The organism is Microcoleus sp. bin48.metabat.b7b8b9.023 (assembly GCF_013299185.1).
GTDB lineage: Bacteria > Cyanobacteriota > Cyanobacteriia > Cyanobacteriales > Microcoleaceae > Microcoleus.
Genome location: NZ_JAAFKG010000023.1, coordinates 45,967 through 65,036, shown reverse-complemented (window position 1 = coordinate 65,036; position 19,070 = coordinate 45,967). Strand labels below are relative to the sequence as shown.

Sequence of the window (19,070 nt, the reverse complement as noted above, 5' to 3'; positions counted from 1 at the left end):
AATCACGGGGACTTTAAATGAAGTCTCTTGTCCCCCCCTTATTAAGGGGGGCTAGGGGGGATCGAGACTATACTACAGGCGTGTAGAACTCATATCTTTCAGAAAGATGTGAGTTATAATCTAATCCAGCCAACATTATTCTGAGCGTGAAAAGCAATGCCATATAGTGAATTCACCCTCAAAAAAGTCAAACAAGACTTTCAACTAACCCTAATAGAAGTACCTACTTTTATTGTTTCAGCGCCGCCGATTCAGCCGAGTCCAGCCCTAGCTGAGTTTATTGAAAAACGCCTACCTCTAGCCCTAGCCCTGAATACCGAAAAAGCTCGATCGGAAATGATTATCTGTCCGATCCTGCTAGAATTAAAAGATATTTTTAAACAAAAAATCAGCCTTTTTTCAGGCAATGAATTTACCGTCGATCAATCCATGGGACTTAACGGTGTCTGCGACTTCCTCATCAGCAAATCGCCCGAACAACTTTTTATCGAAGCTCCTGCTATGATTGTAGTGGAAGCTAAAAAAGAAGACATCAACGGCGGACTTGGACAATGTATTGCTGAGATGATTGCGGCTCAGAAATTCAATGAAAGAAATGGCGAGTTTGTCAACAAGCTTTATGGTTGTGTTACGACGGGTAACTTGTGGAAGTTTATCAAACTTGAAGAGCAAACTGTTACAATTGCTTTAAGAGAATACTCGCTACCGCCAGTTGATGAAATTTTGGGAATTTTAGTTAGCTTTATTACTTGATTCGCGCCAATACTAGGAGTTGATTATGCACTTACTACGAGTTCAAGTTCCTGATTTTCGGGGTTTAAAAAATATAGACATCACTTTTGAGAAAGATTTTTCTCCTAGTATTTTTCCGCTGGGCAGTCAAAATGGCGGTGGCAAAAGTACGCTGTTGCAGTTGATTTTTGTATTGCTGCACTGTTCTGTTGATGAGGATAAAAAACAGTTTTTACAAAATATGCTTGAGGGATTTAAAATTTGTGATGGGCAAGAAAAAAGAGTATTAGCAATTGTTGACATTTGGGATGGAGAAAAAATTGTCAAAATTGATTTTTTTTCTTATAACAATGATTTTTCACTCAAGCAAATATTAGCTTTAGAAAGTAAAAAATCAAATATCGATGAAGACTATTTCGATTTTTCGGTTCCGACATATTCGACACAATTAAAATCCGTTAAAAATAAAATTTCAAATTTGGAGGCACAAAAAAATAATTTAGTAAAAATTCTTAGGCGATTAGATATGATTACAGAAATTGAAGATAATGAAGAAAGAAGGCAGCGCATTAAAAGGGAAATCATCAACATTCAACAGTTGGGTTTAATTGCAGGATTTCCTGAATTAGTATCTGTCATGCGCCCCAGCGAGATTCTTTCTATTAAAGACGTTAAACAACTTCAACATCAAATTACACAAAGACTGGAATCATCCGAAATAAATCTTAGAAGATACCACAAAGAATGCAAGATAATTGAGGAGATTTGGAAGAAAAGTATTGAATATTTACAGTCTGAAAACATGAGACATATATGTAACTATTCAATTGACAGGAGTTCAAATGATAAGCGATATGAAGCTTTACTCTGTCATCTCAATAATATTGATAGCACAGAAATAGAAAATTTTTTGACACAAATATCATATAAAATATTTTTGGCAGCTCCGTCCACGCAAATTTTTCTATTTCTTCCGCCGGATTCTAGAAAACTATTATTTAGAAACTCAAGTAACGGGAATAGGAATTATTACGGGATACTCGAAGCTGCAAGATCTGAATTGCCAGGCTTGTTTACCTATGACTTTCTTGCTGTAGAGCTACTTATTGAATCATTTAAAGATGCTCGCGATCGCGATTTCAGAGAAGCGATAAAAACAGGTAGCTACGGGAACAGCTATCAATCTCTAATTAATGACTTAAATCTGCTGTTGGGAAATAAAAGGATAAATTTAAATGAAGATTTTTCTGGGGTCAATTTTCAATTGGATAATAATGGTGAAACTATAGAACTATATCCCGAAGATTTAAGTCACGGCGAACTCAAAAGACTTAGCATTTATATATGGCTCAAATCCCGCAACATAAAAGATGCTATTGTGTTGATGGATGAAGTTGAAATTGCTTTTCATCCAGATTGGCAATATCAAATTATATCAGACCTCAAAGAGTGGGCGCCCAGCAATCAATATATTCTGGCAACTCACTCCTACGCATTGTGTGAAGCTTTGACACCTGCTCATGTTAAAGAAATTGAGCCAAAACTAATCAAATCAGAATCTAATATTACAAATGAGTCTTAATACAGAACAACTAAAAGAACACTGCAAGATGATTCTTGAATCTCGCAGAATTAAGAATAAAATTGTGGTGCTATGCGAGGGTGTTATTTCAACAATCGATGGTATAAAATCGCCTCAAGCTTATAAAAACATGGAGAAAATGCCGGATGCAAACTTTTATAATGCTTGCGTTCCAAAATGGTGGACGCAACAACGACCACAATTTTTCAACTGTGGCGATCGCGCAACTGTAATCAATACTTATTTGAATCTTTTAACATTACACGAACAGGATACCACTAACTCGTATTTAGATCCAGATCGACTTTTTGCAATGATAGATTTAGACTTGCACTTGCAAGAGATTGATAATTACAGTTTTCCCGATACAGAAGCAATTTTTTGCAATCTTTACGAAAAATCGCAGGTGAAAGCACAAAATGCAAAACAGCACCGGATATGGATTACAGGTTTGATTCATAAAGAAGCTTATTTTATCACACCTGAGCTTCAATCAATATTTGATGATTATCCTAATTCTCCTATGTATCAGGATAATCCTGTTCAACTGAATAGTATTTATATGGATATGGGTGATAAAATTAGTAGCGATCCAGACTTGAAGAATAACCTTAACATACAGAGATCGCTCCAGCGCATAAATCATTGTTTAAATTGTACAGATTTAGATAAATTACAAGATTCATGGAAAACTGAGTTTCAAAATACGTCTGATGAAACACGGAAGCATCAGTTAATTAGGGCTTTGCTCACAATTAAAAAAGTTAAGAATGAGAAACAACCTGAGCATGATTATTGGGAAAAAATTAAGCCAGCCGGTGACTTTAGCCGGGGCGAGCGAGTATTTAGAGAGCAACTATCACTCAAGATTGGAGAATTTTATTCACACCAAAGTAGCGATGTTAATTGTCATATTCCTTTTTTTTTCAAAACATTGCATGAGTTCGTTTGAATAAAACACTTCAATTATAATTTTGCAAAATATCACATTACACCAAACCAGCTTGAAAAATCTGATTAGCAGTCAAGCTCAAATCGGGAAAAGTTTGCGACACAATCCGATCGCACTCCCGAAACTTGGATATTTGATATTCACCATCAACCAAGTTACACACAGAAATCGTCGGTTGTTTGGGATTGCCAATAAAATTACGTCCACCCAACGCAGCATAATCGACAATCCAATATTCAGGGATACCCATCTCCTCATAATCAGCATATTTCAAATAGTAATCATCGCGCCAATTGGTTGACACAACTTCGATCGCCAAAGGTATCGATGCACCTAAACTGAGGATAGACTCTTTTTGCCACAATGGTTCATTCACCAGGTTTGCACGATTCAGCACCAATAAGTCGGGGAAATAACCAGAATCTTTTTCAGGAGGTCTAACTATCACTTGGTTTGGGATACCATAGGGTAATCCCAAACGTTTGATTTGAACAGCAATTTCGATTGTCAGAAAACCTGTAACTTCCTGATGTTCGCCTACTGGTTGTACAATTTCAATAATATTTCTATTATGCAGTTCATACCGTACCGCCGAATTTTCTGGCAGCCACTCCACAAATTCCTCGAAGTTTACGAGCTTGGGTAAAGTTTGAGTCATAGGTTTTCAGAATGACTGATAATACTAATTATATCAGATATAGCTTTGATATCTAGCGATCGTAAATTGCGATCGCCCATCTCTTCTCCTTGCCCGTGCTACACTCAACAGATATCTTCAAAAACTCTTGTGGGGTAGGCATCCTGCCTATCTTTGGCACAAACTTAACAACTAGCTCTCAATTCAGCTTATGATTGTTATCGCTCCCGTCCTCAAACCTATTAGCCAGATTCAGCTTACTCCCGGCAGTGTCGTAACTATTCCCAATATAACTTGGCTGGAATTCGAGTCAATTTTGGAGGAATTGGGAGAAAAGCGAAGAAGCAGAATTGCCTACAGCAACAGTACCTTAGAAATTACGCTTCCCTTACTAGAACATGAAAGGCCGAAAGATTTAATCTCTGATATTGTCAAAATTTTACTCAAGTCTGCGGGTAGAAGATACGAACCATTTGGTTCTACTACTTTCAAGCGGGAAGGTGCAGCGGGAATTGAACCTGATGCTTGCTTTTATATTCTCAATTATCAGCGGATGATTAGCCGCCGCCGACTTTTGCCGGACGATCCGCCGCCGGATTTAGGAATTGAAACCGATGTAGCTTCTAAAACTACGATCGATGCTTATCTAGCTATTGGAGTTCCTGAAGTCTGGGTTTACGACAGCGGCAGACTTCGCATCTATTTGCTGCAAGAAGGAGAGTATGTAGAATCGGATATTAGTCCGAATTTTCCGGGAATTGCGATCGCCCAGATGATTCCTGCTACAGTGGAACGTGCTTGGCAGGTTGGAAGTTGTCAGGCGCTGGAAGAATTTGAAAGTGCGATCGGCTAAACTGGTAGGATGCGTTACGCTCTTCGCACTTCGCATCCTAAAATTTATACAATTACAGCTAAATTGTCAACCCCCATAGGTCGATAAATTGTATCCCTTTGCTGATAACTCCGGCCCAAAGAAGTAATCGCATTTTGCAAATCTTCTACCGATTGACAACCGCCACCAACCGCACCGGCCATTGTAGTAATGTGTTCTTCCATCAATGTGCCGCCGATGTCGTTGCAACCCCATTTCAGAGCCTCTGTAGCTCCTACTAAACCCAATTTAACCCAACTCGGCTGGTGATTGGGAATCGTATTTCCCAAGAAGATTCTCGATACAGCGGTGAGCAATAATGTATCTGCTAAAACTGGTTGATCGCGGCCGACTCGACTGCGTAAAGGAGCTGGTGCTTCTTGCCCGACAAAGGGCAGTAAAATGAATTCTGTGATGCGAGCTGGATAGTTGTTGTTAATGGCACTTTGTTGGAGCGATCGCACTTTTTCTAAATGCAAAACCTGCTGCCCTGCCGCCTCAATATGCCCGCAAAGCATCGTGCTCGTTGTCGGCAAACCTAAGCTGTGAGCAGTTCCTACGATTTCTAGCCAAGTTGCCGAATCTAGTTTTTCCGGGCAAATCACCCGTCGCACTGCATCGTCGAGAACCTCCGCCGCAGTACCGGGCATCGAACCGACTCCCGCATCCTGCAATGCCGAAATTACATAGCTGAAACTAAGACGATCTTGTCTGGCAATAAATTCTATTTCTTGGGGCGAAAAAGCGTGCAAGTGCAACTGCGGAAACTTATCCTTAATTGTTTTCACTAATTGCAGATAATAAGGCAAAGATTCACCGTTGAGCTTAGCTTGCAGATTTAAGCCGCCCTGCATACAAATTTCCGTCGCACCCCGCTGCACTGCATCTGTTGCCTTCTCTAGAATTTGGGCTGTATCTAACCAAAAAGCGCCCTCATCTCCGTCGTCGCGGCGGAACGCACAGAAACTGCAATGCTGCTCGCAAATATTGGTGAAATTAATATTTCGATTGATAACATAAGTAACAATATCGCCTGATTGTCGGCGGCGGAGCAAGTCAGCGGTTGTTTGAATAGAAGCGATCGCATCTGGCTCTCTTTGCTGCAAAAGTACCAATGCCTCTGCGCTAGAGATGTTATAAAGTTGTAAAGCGCGATCGAGAATTGCATCAACAGTTTTATTTTCCGATTCAGTCACAAAATCCACCACTAAAATTAACGGCTTTTTATATCTTAACAAATCAACTATGGACGAAACAGATTCTAAAGTATAAAGTCGTAAAAAAACATCTTTTCATTTTAAGAAACGGTAACTATGAGCGTCAACGAAGCAAATCACCTGTTGCCAGTGCCGTCTGGGCCTTTGCAAATTCCTGCTGTAGGGACTTGTGGTTCAACTTTTGCAGAAGATACACAGCCAATTTATTTTTCCTTGGTGATTCCCACCTACAACGAGTGCAAGAATGTCAAAAGTATTGTGGAACAATTGAGCAAGTTGCTTGATGGCAGCATTCCCGGCAACTACGAATTAATTGTAGTCGATGACAACAGCCCCGATCGCACCTGGGAAGTTGCCCAGTCGCTAACAGCCGACTATCCGCAATTGCGGGTGATGCGGCGCGAGCACGAGCGGGGACTTTCCACAGCCGTGATTCGCGGGTGGCAGGCTGCTCGGGGCGAGGTTTTGGGTGTCATCGATGCCGACTTGCAGCATCCGCCGGAGACGCTATTGCAGCTTTTAGCAGAAATTCAGCGGGGGGCAGATTTGGCCGCTGCCAGCCGCCACGTTGCTGAGGGTGGTGTGAGCGACTGGAGCGTTGTCAGGAGATTTTTGTCGCGGGGCGCTCAAACTGTTGGATTGATTATACTGCCTGGAGTCGTCGGCAGAGTTTCCGATCCAATGAGCGGCTATTTTATGGTGCGTCGCAGTTGCATTGCCGGCCAAACCATGAATCCTGCGGGTTACAAAATCTTGATTGAAGTGCTCGGTAGGGGAAATATCCGCTGGATTGGAGAAGTTGGTTATGTATTTCAGGAGCGGAAAGAAGGCGAAAGCAAAGTTACGGGGAAACAGTATATTGAGTATTTGCGACATTTGTTCATATTGCGGTTTGCCCGCTGGCCAGTGGGTAAGTTTCTGCGATTTGGCATCGTGGGTTTCAGCGGTGTGTTTGTCAACATGGGGGTTTTGTACGTCCTGCGAAATAGTCTGCATTTGGAGCTGACTCGCAGTCTAATTATTGCTGCTGAATTAGCAATTATTAGTAATTTTTTGTGGAATGATTTGTGGACTTTTGGGGACATTTCTAAGCGGCAACCGGGAAATCGCCAGCGCTTCAAACGCCTGTTGAAGTTTAATACAATTTGCTTGATGGGTTTGATTTTGAATGTGCTGCTGGTTAATTTGATGTTTAATGTTTTTGGGATGAATGAATATTTGGCTAACTTAATTGCGATCGTGGCTGTGACTCTGTGGAATTTCTGGATCAACATGAAGCTAAGCTGGCGGGTAACGGAAGTTGATTAGGGAATTGGGAATTGGGCATGGGGCAGTGGGCAGTGGGCGGTCAACTGACAACACATAACTGACAACACACAACTGACAACACACAACTGACTGAATTAATGATTAAGCATAAACAACTGTTGTTGCTATTACTGTGGACGGCGATCGCCCTAATGCTACGTTTTGCAAATTTGGACTCGAAACCGCTGTGGACGGACGAGTTTTCGACTCTGGTGTTTAGTTTGGGCAACAGTTTTCGCGGGGTGCCGATCGATCGGGCGATCGCACTTTCCACTCTACTACAACCGCTACAATTGGGCCCGGATGCTGGCATTGCAGATGTTCTCAAGCATTTGCTGGTGGAAAGCAACCATCCGCCAGTGTATTTTATGGTAGCCCACTGGTGGATGCGACTGTTTGCGCCGACTGAGGATAGTTTAGTGTGGATTGGGCGATCGCTTCCGGCATTATTAGGAGTGATTTCAGTTCCAGCTATCTACCTTTTAGGCAAATTTGCGTTCAATTCTCGTTTAGTCGGTCAATGTGCGGCTGCGATGATGGCAGTTTCTCCCTACGGCATTTATCTCGCCCAAGAAGCCCGCCATTATACCTTAGGAATCTTATTAGTTATTGCGTCTCTTTTTTGCTTGACATTAGCTGCAAAAAAGCTGCAACAGCGCGCTCCACTGCCTATCTGGACGGTGCTATTTTGGATAATTGTTAATTGTTTGGGAATTGCGGTTCACTACTTTTTTGCCTTGACTTTGTGTGCAGAAGCCATAGCATTAATTGCTGTAATCTGGCAGCAGTTTCATGGAAAATTGGCGCTTTCAGAGAGTCAGCAGCCGAATATTTGGCAATTTCAAATCCTCTGGCGGCTTTTTGCAGTAGCGCTGGGGACTGTAGCGGGCGGTTTAGTTTGGCTGCCGATATTTTTGTCGAATAAATACGGTAGCGAGCTCACGAATTGGATTGTCAGTGGCGATCGCACATTTGTAGATTGGATCGCACCGATTTTCCAAGCTTTGGCGGGATGGATCGCTGTGATATCGCTGCTTCCGGTGGAATCTTCAAATCTGGCAGTGGTGGTTGGATCTGCGATCGGCATGATAATATATTTCATCTGGGTGCTTCCCCTGCTGCAAAACGGTCTCAAAACTTCCTTAAAAACCACCGATACTCGTTTAGGTACTGTTATTTTTGGCGGGTTTGTGCTTGGGTCAATTTTCTTGTTTTTCAGCTTTGCATACATTTTAGGAATTGACCTAACTCGCGGCCCTCGATACAATTTCGTCTACTTTCCGGGAGTGATATTAATATTAGGAGTAACTTTAGCATTTATTTATGAGACACCTACAATAAAAACTCGATGGTTTAATTTACCTGCTGTAGAATTTACTGGCAAAAAAGCAGTGCTGCTAATTTTAGTAATGGGTTTTGTCAGCAGTGTAACAGTAAATTCCAATCTCGGCTATCGCAAATATTACAAACCAGATTTGTTAATTCCGATTATCCGCGAAGTCTCGAAAGTTCCAGTGTTAATTGCTACTACTCAAAAGACTCATGTAGAAATAGGAGAGTTGATGGGGATAGGATTGGAATGGAAAAAGAGTTCGGCAACGGATTTTGTAGCGGATGTAACGGATGTAACGGATGTAAAGGATAGAAGGAAGAAGGGTTCGGCAACGGATTCTGTAACGGATGTTAGGAATAGGAATAAGGAAGAAGTTAAAGCCTTTGATTCTCCACAGTTTCTTTTAGTTAAGCAGAGAAGGGAGGCGCCAGAAATTGTGGCGGGGATACTTGACAAGACACTCAGTCAATTGGAACGCCCGCTAGATTTGTGGTTGGTGAACTTTCGCGCGCCAGTAAATTTAGCAGCACAAAAGTGTCAGATTGAATCTCGCAATTTGTCACCTGTTGATGGTTATGAATATCAAGTTTATCACTGTTCTTAAATTACCATTTATTAGTTGAATATCCCCTCAATTCCTCTTAACAAGCAGGACGATTTTATTATTGTCAGACAAATAAGGTACGTAGTTGCGCTTCAGCGCTCTTAATAATCTCAGAAAAAAGTGCCCAACCCCAACCAGACAGCGCAGTTTTAAAATAAGGTACGTAGTTGCGCTTCAGCGCTCTTAATAATATCAGGAAAGAGCGCTGAAGCGCAACTACATACCTTAGATATTGCAGTACAATCAGGAATGTTCGATCGCACCCTAAGAGTCAGTGGCAAAATATTTAATTAAGACGCTCATCACTTCACCTCGATTTTGAGTTGGAACAAACGGACTCCAGTCAGTAGCGCAGGCAAAATTATCCCGGTGAAAAGAATGAATGACGCGGGAAACCACAGGGCGAGAACTGATAATGAACAGTTTCAGGAGTTCTCGGTTAACTGAAGTTGGCAAGTTTGGCTCAGCAGCAGGGGAGTCAATGAGTTCGGTGGTACGACTTTCGGCGCCAATCTCGAAAGCAAGTATTAAGTCGGTATTGGGTAGCAGTTGTCGGATGACTTTTAAGGAAGATTCTGCTTCGCTGCGGCTGCGAAATTGTCCGATGGGTAAGCGCTGAAAGTTGGGCAGCAGTCGGTAAATAATCCAGGAATTCGTAGTTTCTGGGGTGTTCATGGCTGTATTGTAAATTGGGTATGTTTGCCCATAGGAAAGTGACAGACTTGCACCTTTTATTTTTAGTGCAGTCTGTTTTGGCTATGGCTGTGCTTACTCCAATCAATCTAACCGCTCAAATTAGGCGCTTAAATCAAGCTTTTATAATGAAATGGTAAAAAAAAGGCAACGTCAACGGCAACCAGAAAATGAGTCGCCTTTTCGGAGACTGCGAGAGGACGCTAACTTGAGCCAAGAAGAGTTGGCTGTGCGGATGGGGGTATCGGCTTCGTCGGTGCGGCGGTGGGAAAAGGGAGACGAACCTACGATGACTGTTCGGCAAATGAGGGATTTTTGCCGTTTGGTACGGGTATCTTTTGATGACTTGCCGGATTATCTCAGTCGGCGAGTAGACGAGGAAAAGTTATCGGTGGATAGATTAGTCGATGGTAGCTTCGATGAAAATAATTAAAATAAGTGCAAGTGACAAATCGGTCACTATGCTCAACTTTCTGATTGAATTAAATCGTCGGCTGGAGGATGTCGTTTGATAGCTTTGTCAGCGGCGCGAATATTAATGACTCTCTCTCTATTTAAGAATAAGGCTGTAACTGTAGCTCGTCCAATAGGAGTCAAACCAACTATTGATAATCCATCAGCCGACCAAATAAAATGTTCGTTCCAACTATCTTGTCTGGGGTTAAACAAGGGTACTTCTACGTCTGACTGAACATCTATCGTTGTAGTTTTATCAGATTTCTTGCGGTTGCAGTGAAAGCAAGCTAGTGCCAAATTGTCAATATCGTTAGTCCCATTTTTAGTTAAGGGAATGATGTGTTCGATCGTAAATTCTACATACTGCCATTCTTCGGAAGCATGACAATATTCGCACAGACAGTTTGCTCTCTGACGAACTCGATCTTGGATATTGTCAGGGATTGGACGGCGAGCGGACATTTCTATACAGTAGACTGAATCTGGCTCAAGAAAAGATTGCGGACTGTCCGATTGACAAAACTAAGGTAATCGTCGATTTCTTCGTAAATATTTAGTTCTTGTTCTTCATCAGGATCGAGGGGTAAAGTTTGTTGTTTGTCCAGCAGTTCTGCTATGCGGTTTTTGACTGTGGTGGAGGCTCTAAACATGGGTATGCCTTCCACTAATTCAATGCGAACAGCTCCTTCTATGGGTAGAGTATCTCGCAGGTTTTCCAGTTTTGGCAGGATTAGCATAGTTGTGGATTTGATGGGTTTCCCTCTTGATTATATCAATAATTCTCAAGGGTAAATCAAGCGATCGCACTTTCGATCAAAATCAGTGCATTAGTGAAGCTGATTTAAGATGATGAAAGTGCAATTTTTGTCTGTTAAACGTGCGACATAAGCAATTAATCTATAAACTCGTCAAAGGGCGATCGCAATTGTGGAGAAATTACCAGCAGCTATGCTGGATGAAGCAGTTAAGTTTCTGGAATCTTTGTCTATCAAGGCTAATTTGCTTGAATAGCGATGTTTTTTTCAATCCTGTCTGACACTATCGGGCACACCAACCGCCGAAATACCGGATATTGCCCTTAAATTCTGACACCGAATCAATTCGTTAAAATCTAAATTGCGCTGTTCTATCTGCGCCACAGATTCGATCGCCCCCAGTAGATGTCCCGCCGCCTCAGATTCACTGTAACCGCGCCTTCCCGCCACTCTAATCGCCGTTTCGTCGGCATCTAACTCTACTTGCGAACTGCGGTTGTCGCGCCAAATTCGAGTCATCGCCAGCCCAGTCAACCCACCGGCGATCGCAATTCCGATCGCATCTCCCTGCAATAACTCTACAACAGTGCCGAGAATACCCGCCACAGCCGCACCTTGATAAATATCCGGCTTAAACCACTTGAAATTGCCCAGAAAGCTTACAGTACGCAATAGCAGTAAATCCCGCTGCGGCTTAGATAGCAGGCGCCACAAGTCAAAATTAATGTAAATCGGGCGAGATTGATGCCAAGGTAAAGGAAAATCGCAATCAATTACCGTAGATTGTTGAGGCTTATTAATAATTTTACAAGTCATGCGGCCGGAGGCGGGCATCACATCTAACAGGCGGCGGATTTCTGGTTCGGGATTCATAATTTAAGGAAGAAGGAAGAAGGAATTGGTGTGATAAATTGGGTGCATCTGGCGCAAGGCAAATATGTTTGTAGGGGCGAAGCATGACCGCAGTGAATATAAAATTATAACTAATAACTTATAGCCTTTCTCAAAAAGATGAGGTATGGCTGACAGCTTATAAACCACCCAGGCGTATAGGGCTGAAGCCCAACAACGTACCTTATCTTTCTGAGAACTGCTATATATGCGGTCATGCTTCTTCAGGCTTCAAAAACCAGATGCACCGGATAAATTTCGCTTATTACTTAGTCTAGATCTCCCTAAATCCCCGTTAAGAAGGGGGACTTTGAGAAGAATCTTGTCCCCCCCTTCTTAAGGGGGGCTAGGGGGGATCTAGCCTCGGCGGTAAACAGCAGTCTCTGACTACTTTTGACCTTGATTTGATTCTAATAGACATTGCCATGTCCTTAATTCATAGCTGATTTAAGGGCTTTTCTTGGACTCAGGAGAGGGAGATTTCTCATTAGCTTTCGGAACCACTTTTTCACCCTTCGGCGAAGGCTTCGGGCTGGCAATTGTTGGGGCAACTGACGGCTTCGGACTTGCGGCGGGGGATGCTTCCGACTTCGGCGAAGCAGGAGCGCTAATCGGGGCAGTCGGCGGTGTCTTAGTGCCTAAAATGCTGGAGTCTCCGGTGTCAAACAATCCGGCGATGCAGGCAATCATCATTGTAGCTAAAGTGCCGACAAATAAGGCTTTCCAACCGAGTTCGGAAATGTCTTTGCGCCGAGAAGGAATTAGGGCGATTGTACCGCCGACAAATATGCCGACGGAGGCTAAGTGGGCGAAACCGGAAAGGGCGTAACTGACAATTAATACTGTGCGATCGCTAATCAGTCCTTTGCCCGCCGCTTCTGCTAAAGTTTGGTAAGGTGGAATCGCCGTTTCCAACAGCCGCCGTCCGATGATGACTGAGGCTGTCCAAGAATCTTCAAAGGGAACTCCGGTTAACAAGGTTAGCGGATAAAATAATACTCCTTGAATGTTTTGCAGGGTGATAAAACTAAAGATTGTACCAATTGGAGCAGGTGCAACGGCCAGCCAGCCAAAGAATTGATTGATTAAGGAAACTAAACCCAAGATTAAAATCAAAACAGCGGCGATGGCGACTGCCATTTTTACACCGTCCAAAGCGCCAATAATTGCTGCATCCAAAGGGCTGACTCGTTCGATGGGTTCTCCGCCAACTGTCTCTTGTTTGCGGATCTCACCGTCATTTTCGCCAATTTCGTCGCCGATGAACTCGTGGCCTTGAGGTTTCGGTTGTTCCTTCGGAATGCCGCCCATTGTCACTGGTACGCCTGTTTCGGGTACTAAGATTTTGGAGAGGACAAAGCAAGCGGGAATGGCGATAATTGAGGCTGAAACTAAGTGTCCTAAAATATTTGGAAAAACAGGTTTGAGAAAACTGACGTAAATTGCTAATGTTGATGAAGCGGCAGTTCCAAAACAGCAGGAGAGGATTGCACAAAGTTCCGAGCGAGTCATTTGTGGCAAATAAGGCTTGACGACAATTGCTGCTTCGATTCCTACGAAAATATTAGCCGCGCCGCTGAGTGCTTCCGCGCCGCTCAACCGCATTGTCATGTAAAATATTTTGGCAAAAACTTCGGTGATAATTTGAATGACGCCGATGTTGTAAAGCAAGGCCATGAGGCCGGAAAAAAATACGACTGTTGGTAAAGCCCGAAAGGCGAAAATATATCCTAAATTAACTGGCGGGTCTTGACCGGGTATTGGTACAATGTTTCTACCGAATACAAATCTGGCACCGGCATCAGCAGCGGTGAATACTCCATCCAGCAAGCTGGTAAACCACTCTAGGGCGATGCGAGTTGGAGGGAACAGGAATACTAAAAATCCTAAGACTAATTGTAAGCCAATGCCCCAGATGATGACGCGCCAAGGTATATAGCGAACTTGGCGGTTTTCTGAGAAAATCCAGGCGATCGCACATAAGCCAAAGATGCCCAGAAATGAGATAAAGTTGTAGATAGACATGAGCCTAGTCCTTGAAATAGCTGAGAATGCCGATCGACGGCTGACACCACATCAGTTATACTATTCATCGGACGGCAAATGCCAAAAAAATAACTCGCAGATAAATTACGCACTCAACAGCGTACTTATGCCATTGCGAAATCTGCGGATGTTGAGGAATCCTTGATTTGCCGTATTAACAGCAGTTTAGATAGAAACACGCAACACATGGAAGCTTTTGCGACCCATCCTCCCGAATGGACTGCGGCGGCGGTTCACGCTACTGAGTTTTGCTGTCCCAAGTGCGCTGCTAGCTGCACGGATGCCCATGAGGTCTGGATTAATCGTCGATCGCCAGTATACACCGAGTCCAACCGCCGCAAGTGGCAAGAATTTTACCGCTGCCAGTGCGGCACCGTGTGGTGGGCTTGGAGTAATGACAGGCCTCCTTCGGAACTTGTACGCAGCGATGAGAGCTCCGATGAGGGCTCCGATGAGGGCTCCGATGATGATTTTTAGAAGCTTGAGTCGATTTTAGGTTCTGAGAAGGGATATACAGCGGTTCCCAGAAAGATTCGCGGACGTTGTTGGGCTTCAGCCCCCTTAGTTTCAGAGGTTATACAAGCTGTAAGGTATACCTCATATTTTTGAGAAAGGCTATATGTCTAGAAAAATTGGATTTGCTTTGCTTTGGATTGCATTCAGCACCTACGCCTTTGTATTTGCCCCACCCGACAACCCCGACACCATCACACTAATTACCAACCTTTCCACAGGCAAAATAGCAGGCATCAACCCTTTAATTGTAGCTTTGTTTAATATCATGGGAGTCTGGCCGCTGATTTACAGTTGTGTCTTATTTACCGATGGCAGAGGGCAGAAAATACGAGCATGGATTTTTGCAACTTTATCATTTGGCGTCGGTGCATTTGCCTTGCTCCCTTATTTAGCCCTGCGCGAACCGAATCCAGAATTTTCTGGCACTAAAAATATCTTCTTAAAAATATTAGACTCCCGTTTTACTGGGATTGTCCTAACCTTAGGTGCTGCTGCGTTGGTTGCTTTTGGCTTGACAAAAGGCGATTGGTCAGATTTTGTTGGGCAGTGGCAAACCAGCCGTTTTATCCACGTGATGAGTTTAGATTTTTGTCTGCTTAGCCTGCTATTTCCTGCTTTATTAACCGACGATATGGCGCGCCGAGGAATGCAAAATTCAATAGCATTTTGGGCAGTAACATTAGTGCCACTGTTCGGGCCATTGGCTTATCTGTGTACCCGCCCACCGCTGCCTGAAAATAATCCTAAAATTGTTACAAATTAGACAGCAGTGCAGGAAATGCTCAGTTTAATCTAAGAGTCAATCACAATTAATCATACAAGAAACAGGCAAGATGCCTGTTTCACAATCGCTGAATTTTCTGGTTGGAGTTTGCTCCCAGCACCGTCCCAGAAAAACTTATTGATAATACTAGGATATCCGACAAGAAATCTCAACCATTATCTCCACTTTCTAGGAAATGAAAAAACATCCCATCGTTGGCATCACAACTTACTGTCGCAGTCAAGCAGGCGAATATTGCCTCAACGGAGCATATATTGATGCAGTGCAGGCAGCAGGTGGTATTCCGATTTTACTGCCTCCCAATCAATTAGATCCGGCTAGTATTTTTGATGCCGTAGATGGTTTGATTTTTTCAGGCGGTGGAGATATCAATCCAGAACTTTATGGCGGTTTTGTCGATCGCACGGTTTACTCGGTTAACGCAGAACGCGACAACTTTGAGTTAAGCTTAGCTAAGCTAGCTTTAAGGGCTGACATACCCGTGTTGGGGATTTGTCGCGGAATGCAAGTCCTGAATGTAGCCAGCGGGGGCAATTTAGTGGTGCACGTACCGGATGCTTACGGAGATGAGGTGAATCACCGACAAGAAAACCCGATTTGTGCGATCGAGCATATCATTAAAATAGACCCCGACAGCCGATTAGCAAAAATCATGGGAACCACCTCAACAAACGTTGTTTCCTGGCACCATCAAGCCGTACAAACAATGATTCCCGGCTGGCAAATTGTAGCACGAGCACCCGACGGATTAATAGAAGCGATCGAATACAAATATCACCCTTGGATGCTAGCAGTTCAGTGGCATCCAGAAATGTCGCCAAAAAGTCTCCCAAACTGCGGAATTTTTCGGGCTTTCGTCGAAGCAGCAGCTTCCAAGTTCGTGAACTATACTATATCTGCATGAAAATTTTCAGCCATTGTTTGCATTTTTTTCGCACTCTCGCTTAGTGACTTCGTGGCGGTAGCGAAACATATCAGTTAACCGCATTTCTACCCACCAACCCAACAGCAAATCGACAATCGGGCCGCCCGGTATCGAAAATGCGATCGCATCCGTCAATCGGGTACAGTTATTTTCTGTAGTAAACTCGTGTCGGTGAGTCCAACCTGCCATCGGCCCCTCAGTTTGTTCGTCAACAAACAAGCGATATTGTTCGCATTCAGTGTGAGTCGCCACCCATTTTACTGGAATCGGCCCCAATAATAGCCGAAATTCTGACACAGCACCCACATCGAGTCCTCCTTCGCGGCGGATGATTTTCACCGGTTGCCAAGGCGGAGTCAGCATTTGTAGAATATCCGGCCTTTCGTAAAAGTTCCAGACTGTTTCAACGGTAGCGTTTATCAGGGACGAATATCTAAAATTTGGCATTATAAGAAGAAAGAAGAAGGTAACTAAATTATCACGAATAACTCACTACTAACTATTATAGCGGATCTAGCTCTCATATGAGGTACGTTGTTGGGAAGAGAGCCCTCTTTGTCTGGGAGGTTATGTAAGCTGTCGTCATACCTCATCTTTTTGAGAAAGGCTATATAGAACCCATTTGGCGTTGCTGAACCTTGGTATGATAAAATAGTCGTCGGAGCATCACAAATCACACACATTTAAGAGGAATATTATGCAATGCCCGGAATGTCAGTCAACTCATATCAATAAAAATGGTCACAAAAAAGGCAAGCAGAATTATATTTGCGTCAGATGTAAAAGACAATTTATAAACGATTATCAACTACAAAGAGGATATTCGGAAGAAGTGAAACACGAATGTCTAAAAATGTATGTTAACGGCATGGGTTTTCGAGCCATTGAAAGAGTCAAAAATGTACATCATACTACAATTATTAATTGGGTAAAACAAGCTGGAGAACTCTTGCCAAATTGTTACGATCCAGAAACGAATCCTTCGGTTGGAGAATTAGATAAATTACAAACATTTGTCGGTTCAAAAAAAATAAAACCTGGCTGTGGACGGCGGTAGACCATTTTAAGCCAGGTATTTTAGGATGGGCTTTGGGCGACCATAGCGCCAAAACTTTTGAGCCGTTATGGGAAATTGTTAGTAAATGGAACTGCTATTTTTATGTGACAGATGGCTGGAAAGTTTACCCAATGTTTATTCCGGAAGGGGATCAAATTATCAGCAAAACCTATTTGACTTGCGGTTGAAGGTGAAAATACAAGGCTCAGACATTACTTGGCACGGCTAAAAAGAAAAACTCTTTGTTATTCTAAGTCATCACAAATGCTAGGATATTCAATTAAATTACTAATTCATTATCTGAAATTTGGAGATGTTCCAATTCCCAATCAAAATAAGAGAAATCATTTTCGACCCCAATCTCATATTTTTTATTCTCTCATACCCTGATTCAGCAACGCCACACCCGCAGCAGAACCCCTCCCCGTTCAATCCACGGAAAGCAGCCTGACTCACTGACTTCAAGCACCCGATAAAGAAGCGACGGTCGGGTTTACCGTTGATTTGTCCGTCAAAGAGCTTTCGCGGGACGCGAACTTTCCGTTTGCGACGATCGCAGTCTGCTACTTACCGAGCCAACAAGTATAAATTAATACCTAAATTTTTTAAGAAAGATATGTGTAACAGGAAATAAAAATTAATAAAATTTTAAAGATCGAAAGTTTTTTTCAGCGCAAATTCAAGTAATCTATCTGTTGAGGCCGAAAACCAGCCAGACCTAACTATTTTTAGATTAAATGGCCGATTTAACCCAAATCCCAGGAATTCAAAGCCTTTGGGAAAAAACCTCTGGTGATTCTCAAATTTGTGTAGCGGTACTTGACGGCTTAGTAGACCGGACTCACCCTTGTTTTGCCGGATCTGACCTGAAACGGCTGCCGACATTAGTCCAGGAAGAAGTCTGCGTTACCGGTGCGATGTCTTTGCACGGTACTCACGTTGCCAGCACAATCTTCGGGCAGCACGGCTCGGAGATACCGGGAATTGCCCCTAGGTGTCAATGCTGGCGCTCACATTATTAACATCAGCGGCGGTCAACTGACGGAAATAGGCGAAGCCGAAGGCTGGCTGGAAAGTGCCGTGCAACTGTGCAGCGACAACAATGTGTTAATTGTTGCTGCGGCAGGGAACGACGGCTGCAATTGCTTGCACGTCCCCGCTTCGCTACCTGCCGTCTTGGCAGTGGGAGCAACGGACGATCTCGGTCGGCCTCTAAACTTCAGCAACTGGGGAGAAACCTACAGCAATCAGGGTATTCTCGCCCCAGGAGGAACTTAGATGTATTTTACGCTCTCTCTCTAATTTTTTGCGCTAAAATAATTTATTTGACTATTAATAAAATTAATAGTTGACTTTTTCGCGCCCGAGCTATATAATTTAATATTTTCATTCACACTTTTAGAATAGCTAAAATTCGATGATGAAACAGCCCCGCCCTCTGAAATATGATTTTTATAAATTTTACTTGACAGATTTCAAATGTTACTGTACTGTTGTAGAGGTATAGAAACACCAGTCAAACGGTAATATACATCTCAAAAACTTGATAGTCGGATCAAATAAACTTGTGACTAAGATTCTCAGAGTCCATATATTTGGTCGTAAAATCAGTGATACCGGGTACAAATAAATCTAAAATCCTTATCCTGCTTAGGCTTATCTATTTTAGACTTATCTGTTATTTAGGGAGATGTCTATTAAGTTTTACTCT

The 19,070-nt window shown here is 43.0% G+C and carries 18 protein-coding genes and 2 pseudogenes; 12 read left to right on the top strand and 8 right to left on the bottom strand.

Annotated features, from left to right (window positions below):
* The first annotated feature begins 156 nt into the window (after window positions 1–156).
* The 3 genes from QZW82_RS15130 to QZW82_RS15120 are packed head-to-tail and all read left to right on the top strand — an operon-like array spanning window position 157 to window position 3,266.
* Window positions 157–753: a hypothetical protein gene (locus QZW82_RS15130; protein ID WP_293149456.1), complete on the top strand. Its 597-nt coding sequence runs from the start codon at window positions 157–159 to the stop codon at window positions 751–753.
* A gap of 25 nt (window positions 754–778) precedes the next feature.
* Entirely contained in the window at window positions 779–2,314 is a 1,536-nt protein-coding gene (locus QZW82_RS15125; RefSeq protein WP_293149454.1) for an AAA family ATPase, read from the top strand.
* Window positions 2,304–3,266 carry a hypothetical protein gene (locus QZW82_RS15120; protein ID WP_293149452.1) on the top strand — a complete coding sequence of 321 codons (963 nt, stop codon included), beginning with the start codon at window positions 2,304–2,306 and terminating at the stop codon, window positions 3,264–3,266. The genes QZW82_RS15125 and QZW82_RS15120 overlap by 11 nt, the downstream gene beginning before the upstream one ends.
* Before the next feature lie 37 nt (window positions 3,267–3,303).
* On the opposite strand, the gene QZW82_RS15115 is transcribed toward QZW82_RS15120, so the two are convergent.
* The gene (locus QZW82_RS15115) at window positions 3,304–3,924 is read right to left on the bottom strand and encodes a Uma2 family endonuclease (RefSeq protein WP_293149450.1); all 621 of its coding nucleotides are present in this window, start codon (window positions 3,922–3,924) and stop codon (window positions 3,304–3,306) included.
* Between the two features lie 190 nt (window positions 3,925–4,114).
* Between QZW82_RS15115 and QZW82_RS15110 the strand changes: the two genes are divergently transcribed.
* Window positions 4,115–4,756 carry a Uma2 family endonuclease gene (locus QZW82_RS15110; protein WP_293149448.1) on the top strand — a complete coding sequence of 214 codons (642 nt, stop codon included), beginning with the start codon at window positions 4,115–4,117 and terminating at the stop codon, window positions 4,754–4,756.
* 44 nt (window positions 4,757–4,800) lie between these two features.
* Here QZW82_RS15110 and cofH read toward each other — a convergent pair whose 3' ends face one another.
* Window positions 4,801–5,970 (bottom strand): 7,8-didemethyl-8-hydroxy-5-deazariboflavin synthase subunit CofH, encoded by a 1,170-nt coding sequence (cofH, locus tag QZW82_RS15105; protein WP_293149501.1) that lies wholly within the window; start codon window positions 5,968–5,970, stop codon window positions 4,801–4,803.
* Window positions 5,971–6,087: 117 nt separating this feature from the next.
* Here cofH and QZW82_RS15100 point away from each other — a divergent pair, with 117 nt between their 5' ends.
* The gene (locus QZW82_RS15100; protein ID WP_293149446.1) at window positions 6,088–7,299 is read left to right on the top strand and encodes a glycosyltransferase; all 1,212 of its coding nucleotides are present in this window, start codon (window positions 6,088–6,090) and stop codon (window positions 7,297–7,299) included.
* 98 nt (window positions 7,300–7,397) lie between these two features.
* Window positions 7,398–9,236: a glycosyltransferase family 39 protein gene (locus QZW82_RS15095; RefSeq protein WP_293149444.1), complete on the top strand. Its 1,839-nt coding sequence runs from the start codon at window positions 7,398–7,400 to the stop codon at window positions 9,234–9,236.
* 264 nt (window positions 9,237–9,500) lie between these two features.
* On the opposite strand, the gene QZW82_RS15090 is transcribed toward QZW82_RS15095, so the two are convergent.
* Window positions 9,501–9,911, bottom strand: coding sequence for a hypothetical protein (locus tag QZW82_RS15090; protein ID WP_293149442.1), 411 nt, complete (start codon window positions 9,909–9,911; stop codon window positions 9,501–9,503).
* A 151-nt stretch (window positions 9,912–10,062) separates the two neighbouring features.
* Here QZW82_RS15090 and QZW82_RS15085 point away from each other — a divergent pair, with 151 nt between their 5' ends.
* Window positions 10,063–10,362, top strand: a complete 300-nt coding sequence (locus QZW82_RS15085; RefSeq protein ID WP_293149440.1) for a helix-turn-helix transcriptional regulator — start codon at window positions 10,063–10,065, stop codon at window positions 10,360–10,362.
* Between the two features lie 32 nt (window positions 10,363–10,394).
* On the opposite strand, the gene QZW82_RS15080 is transcribed toward QZW82_RS15085, so the two are convergent.
* The 4 genes from QZW82_RS15080 to QZW82_RS15065 form a co-directional block, all read right to left on the bottom strand.
* On the bottom strand, window positions 10,395–10,847 hold the full coding sequence (locus QZW82_RS15080; protein ID WP_293149438.1) for an HNH endonuclease: 453 nt from the start codon (window positions 10,845–10,847) through the stop codon (window positions 10,395–10,397).
* Between the two features lie 2 nt (window positions 10,848–10,849).
* Entirely contained in the window at window positions 10,850–11,122 is a 273-nt protein-coding gene (locus QZW82_RS15075) for a hypothetical protein (protein ID WP_293149436.1), read from the bottom strand.
* A gap of 285 nt (window positions 11,123–11,407) precedes the next feature.
* The gene (locus tag QZW82_RS15070) at window positions 11,408–12,013 is read right to left on the bottom strand and encodes a DUF3318 domain-containing protein (RefSeq protein WP_293149434.1); all 606 of its coding nucleotides are present in this window, start codon (window positions 12,011–12,013) and stop codon (window positions 11,408–11,410) included.
* 465 nt (window positions 12,014–12,478) lie between these two features.
* Window positions 12,479–14,056: a nucleoside transporter C-terminal domain-containing protein gene (locus QZW82_RS15065; RefSeq protein WP_293149432.1), complete on the bottom strand. Its 1,578-nt coding sequence runs from the start codon at window positions 14,054–14,056 to the stop codon at window positions 12,479–12,481.
* Between the two features lie 207 nt (window positions 14,057–14,263).
* Here QZW82_RS15065 and QZW82_RS15060 point away from each other — a divergent pair, with 207 nt between their 5' ends.
* The 3 genes from QZW82_RS15060 (at window position 14,264) to QZW82_RS15050 (ending at window position 16,281) form a co-directional block, all read left to right on the top strand.
* Complete coding sequence (locus QZW82_RS15060) at window positions 14,264–14,554, top strand: hypothetical protein (protein WP_293149430.1); 291 nt, start codon at window positions 14,264–14,266, stop codon at window positions 14,552–14,554.
* 142 nt (window positions 14,555–14,696) lie between these two features.
* Entirely contained in the window at window positions 14,697–15,356 is a 660-nt protein-coding gene (locus QZW82_RS15055) for a DUF2834 domain-containing protein (RefSeq protein ID WP_293149428.1), read from the top strand.
* 196 nt (window positions 15,357–15,552) lie between these two features.
* Window positions 15,553–16,281, top strand: coding sequence for a gamma-glutamyl-gamma-aminobutyrate hydrolase family protein (locus QZW82_RS15050; protein ID WP_293149426.1), 729 nt, complete (start codon window positions 15,553–15,555; stop codon window positions 16,279–16,281).
* Window positions 16,282–16,287: 6 nt separating this feature from the next.
* Here QZW82_RS15050 and QZW82_RS15045 read toward each other — a convergent pair whose 3' ends face one another.
* Window positions 16,288–16,749 (bottom strand): SRPBCC family protein, encoded by a 462-nt coding sequence (locus QZW82_RS15045; protein WP_293149424.1) that lies wholly within the window; start codon window positions 16,747–16,749, stop codon window positions 16,288–16,290.
* 250 nt (window positions 16,750–16,999) lie between these two features.
* Between QZW82_RS15045 and QZW82_RS15040 the strand changes: the two are divergent.
* Window positions 17,000–17,749: pseudogene (locus tag QZW82_RS15040) on the top strand (IS1 family transposase).
* A gap of 347 nt (window positions 17,750–18,096) precedes the next feature.
* A pseudogene (locus QZW82_RS15035) lies at window positions 18,097–18,625 on the top strand (S8 family serine peptidase); the annotation flags it as partial.
* Between the last annotated feature and the right edge of the window lie 445 nt (window positions 18,626–19,070).

Coding starts and splice junctions, on each gene's coding strand:
- QZW82_RS15120 (WP_293149452.1), top strand. CDS start 2,304: ATGAGTCTTAATACAGAACAACTAAAAGAACACTGCAAGATGATTCTT.
- QZW82_RS15050 (WP_293149426.1), top strand. CDS start 15,553: ATGAAAAAACATCCCATCGTTGGCATCACAACTTACTGTCGCAGTCAA.
- QZW82_RS15070 (WP_293149434.1), bottom strand. CDS start 12,013: ATGAATCCCGAACCAGAAATCCGCCGCCTGTTAGATGTGATGCCCGCC.
- QZW82_RS15055 (WP_293149428.1), top strand. CDS start 14,697: ATGTCTAGAAAAATTGGATTTGCTTTGCTTTGGATTGCATTCAGCACC.
- QZW82_RS15085 (WP_293149440.1), top strand. CDS start 10,063: ATGGTAAAAAAAAGGCAACGTCAACGGCAACCAGAAAATGAGTCGCCT.
- QZW82_RS15045 (WP_293149424.1), bottom strand. CDS start 16,749: ATGCCAAATTTTAGATATTCGTCCCTGATAAACGCTACCGTTGAAACA.
- QZW82_RS15075 (WP_293149436.1), bottom strand. CDS start 11,122: ATGCTAATCCTGCCAAAACTGGAAAACCTGCGAGATACTCTACCCATA.
- QZW82_RS15080 (WP_293149438.1), bottom strand. CDS start 10,847: ATGTCCGCTCGCCGTCCAATCCCTGACAATATCCAAGATCGAGTTCGT.
- QZW82_RS15100 (WP_293149446.1), top strand. CDS start 6,088: ATGAGCGTCAACGAAGCAAATCACCTGTTGCCAGTGCCGTCTGGGCCT.
- QZW82_RS15090 (WP_293149442.1), bottom strand. CDS start 9,911: ATGAACACCCCAGAAACTACGAATTCCTGGATTATTTACCGACTGCTG.
- QZW82_RS15115 (WP_293149450.1), bottom strand. CDS start 3,924: ATGACTCAAACTTTACCCAAGCTCGTAAACTTCGAGGAATTTGTGGAG.
- QZW82_RS15125 (WP_293149454.1), top strand. CDS start 779: ATGCACTTACTACGAGTTCAAGTTCCTGATTTTCGGGGTTTAAAAAAT.
- QZW82_RS15065 (WP_293149432.1), bottom strand. CDS start 14,056: ATGTCTATCTACAACTTTATCTCATTTCTGGGCATCTTTGGCTTATGT.
- QZW82_RS15095 (WP_293149444.1), top strand. CDS start 7,398: ATGATTAAGCATAAACAACTGTTGTTGCTATTACTGTGGACGGCGATC.
- QZW82_RS15130 (WP_293149456.1), top strand. CDS start 157: ATGCCATATAGTGAATTCACCCTCAAAAAAGTCAAACAAGACTTTCAA.
- QZW82_RS15110 (WP_293149448.1), top strand. CDS start 4,115: ATGATTGTTATCGCTCCCGTCCTCAAACCTATTAGCCAGATTCAGCTT.
- QZW82_RS15060 (WP_293149430.1), top strand. CDS start 14,264: ATGGAAGCTTTTGCGACCCATCCTCCCGAATGGACTGCGGCGGCGGTT.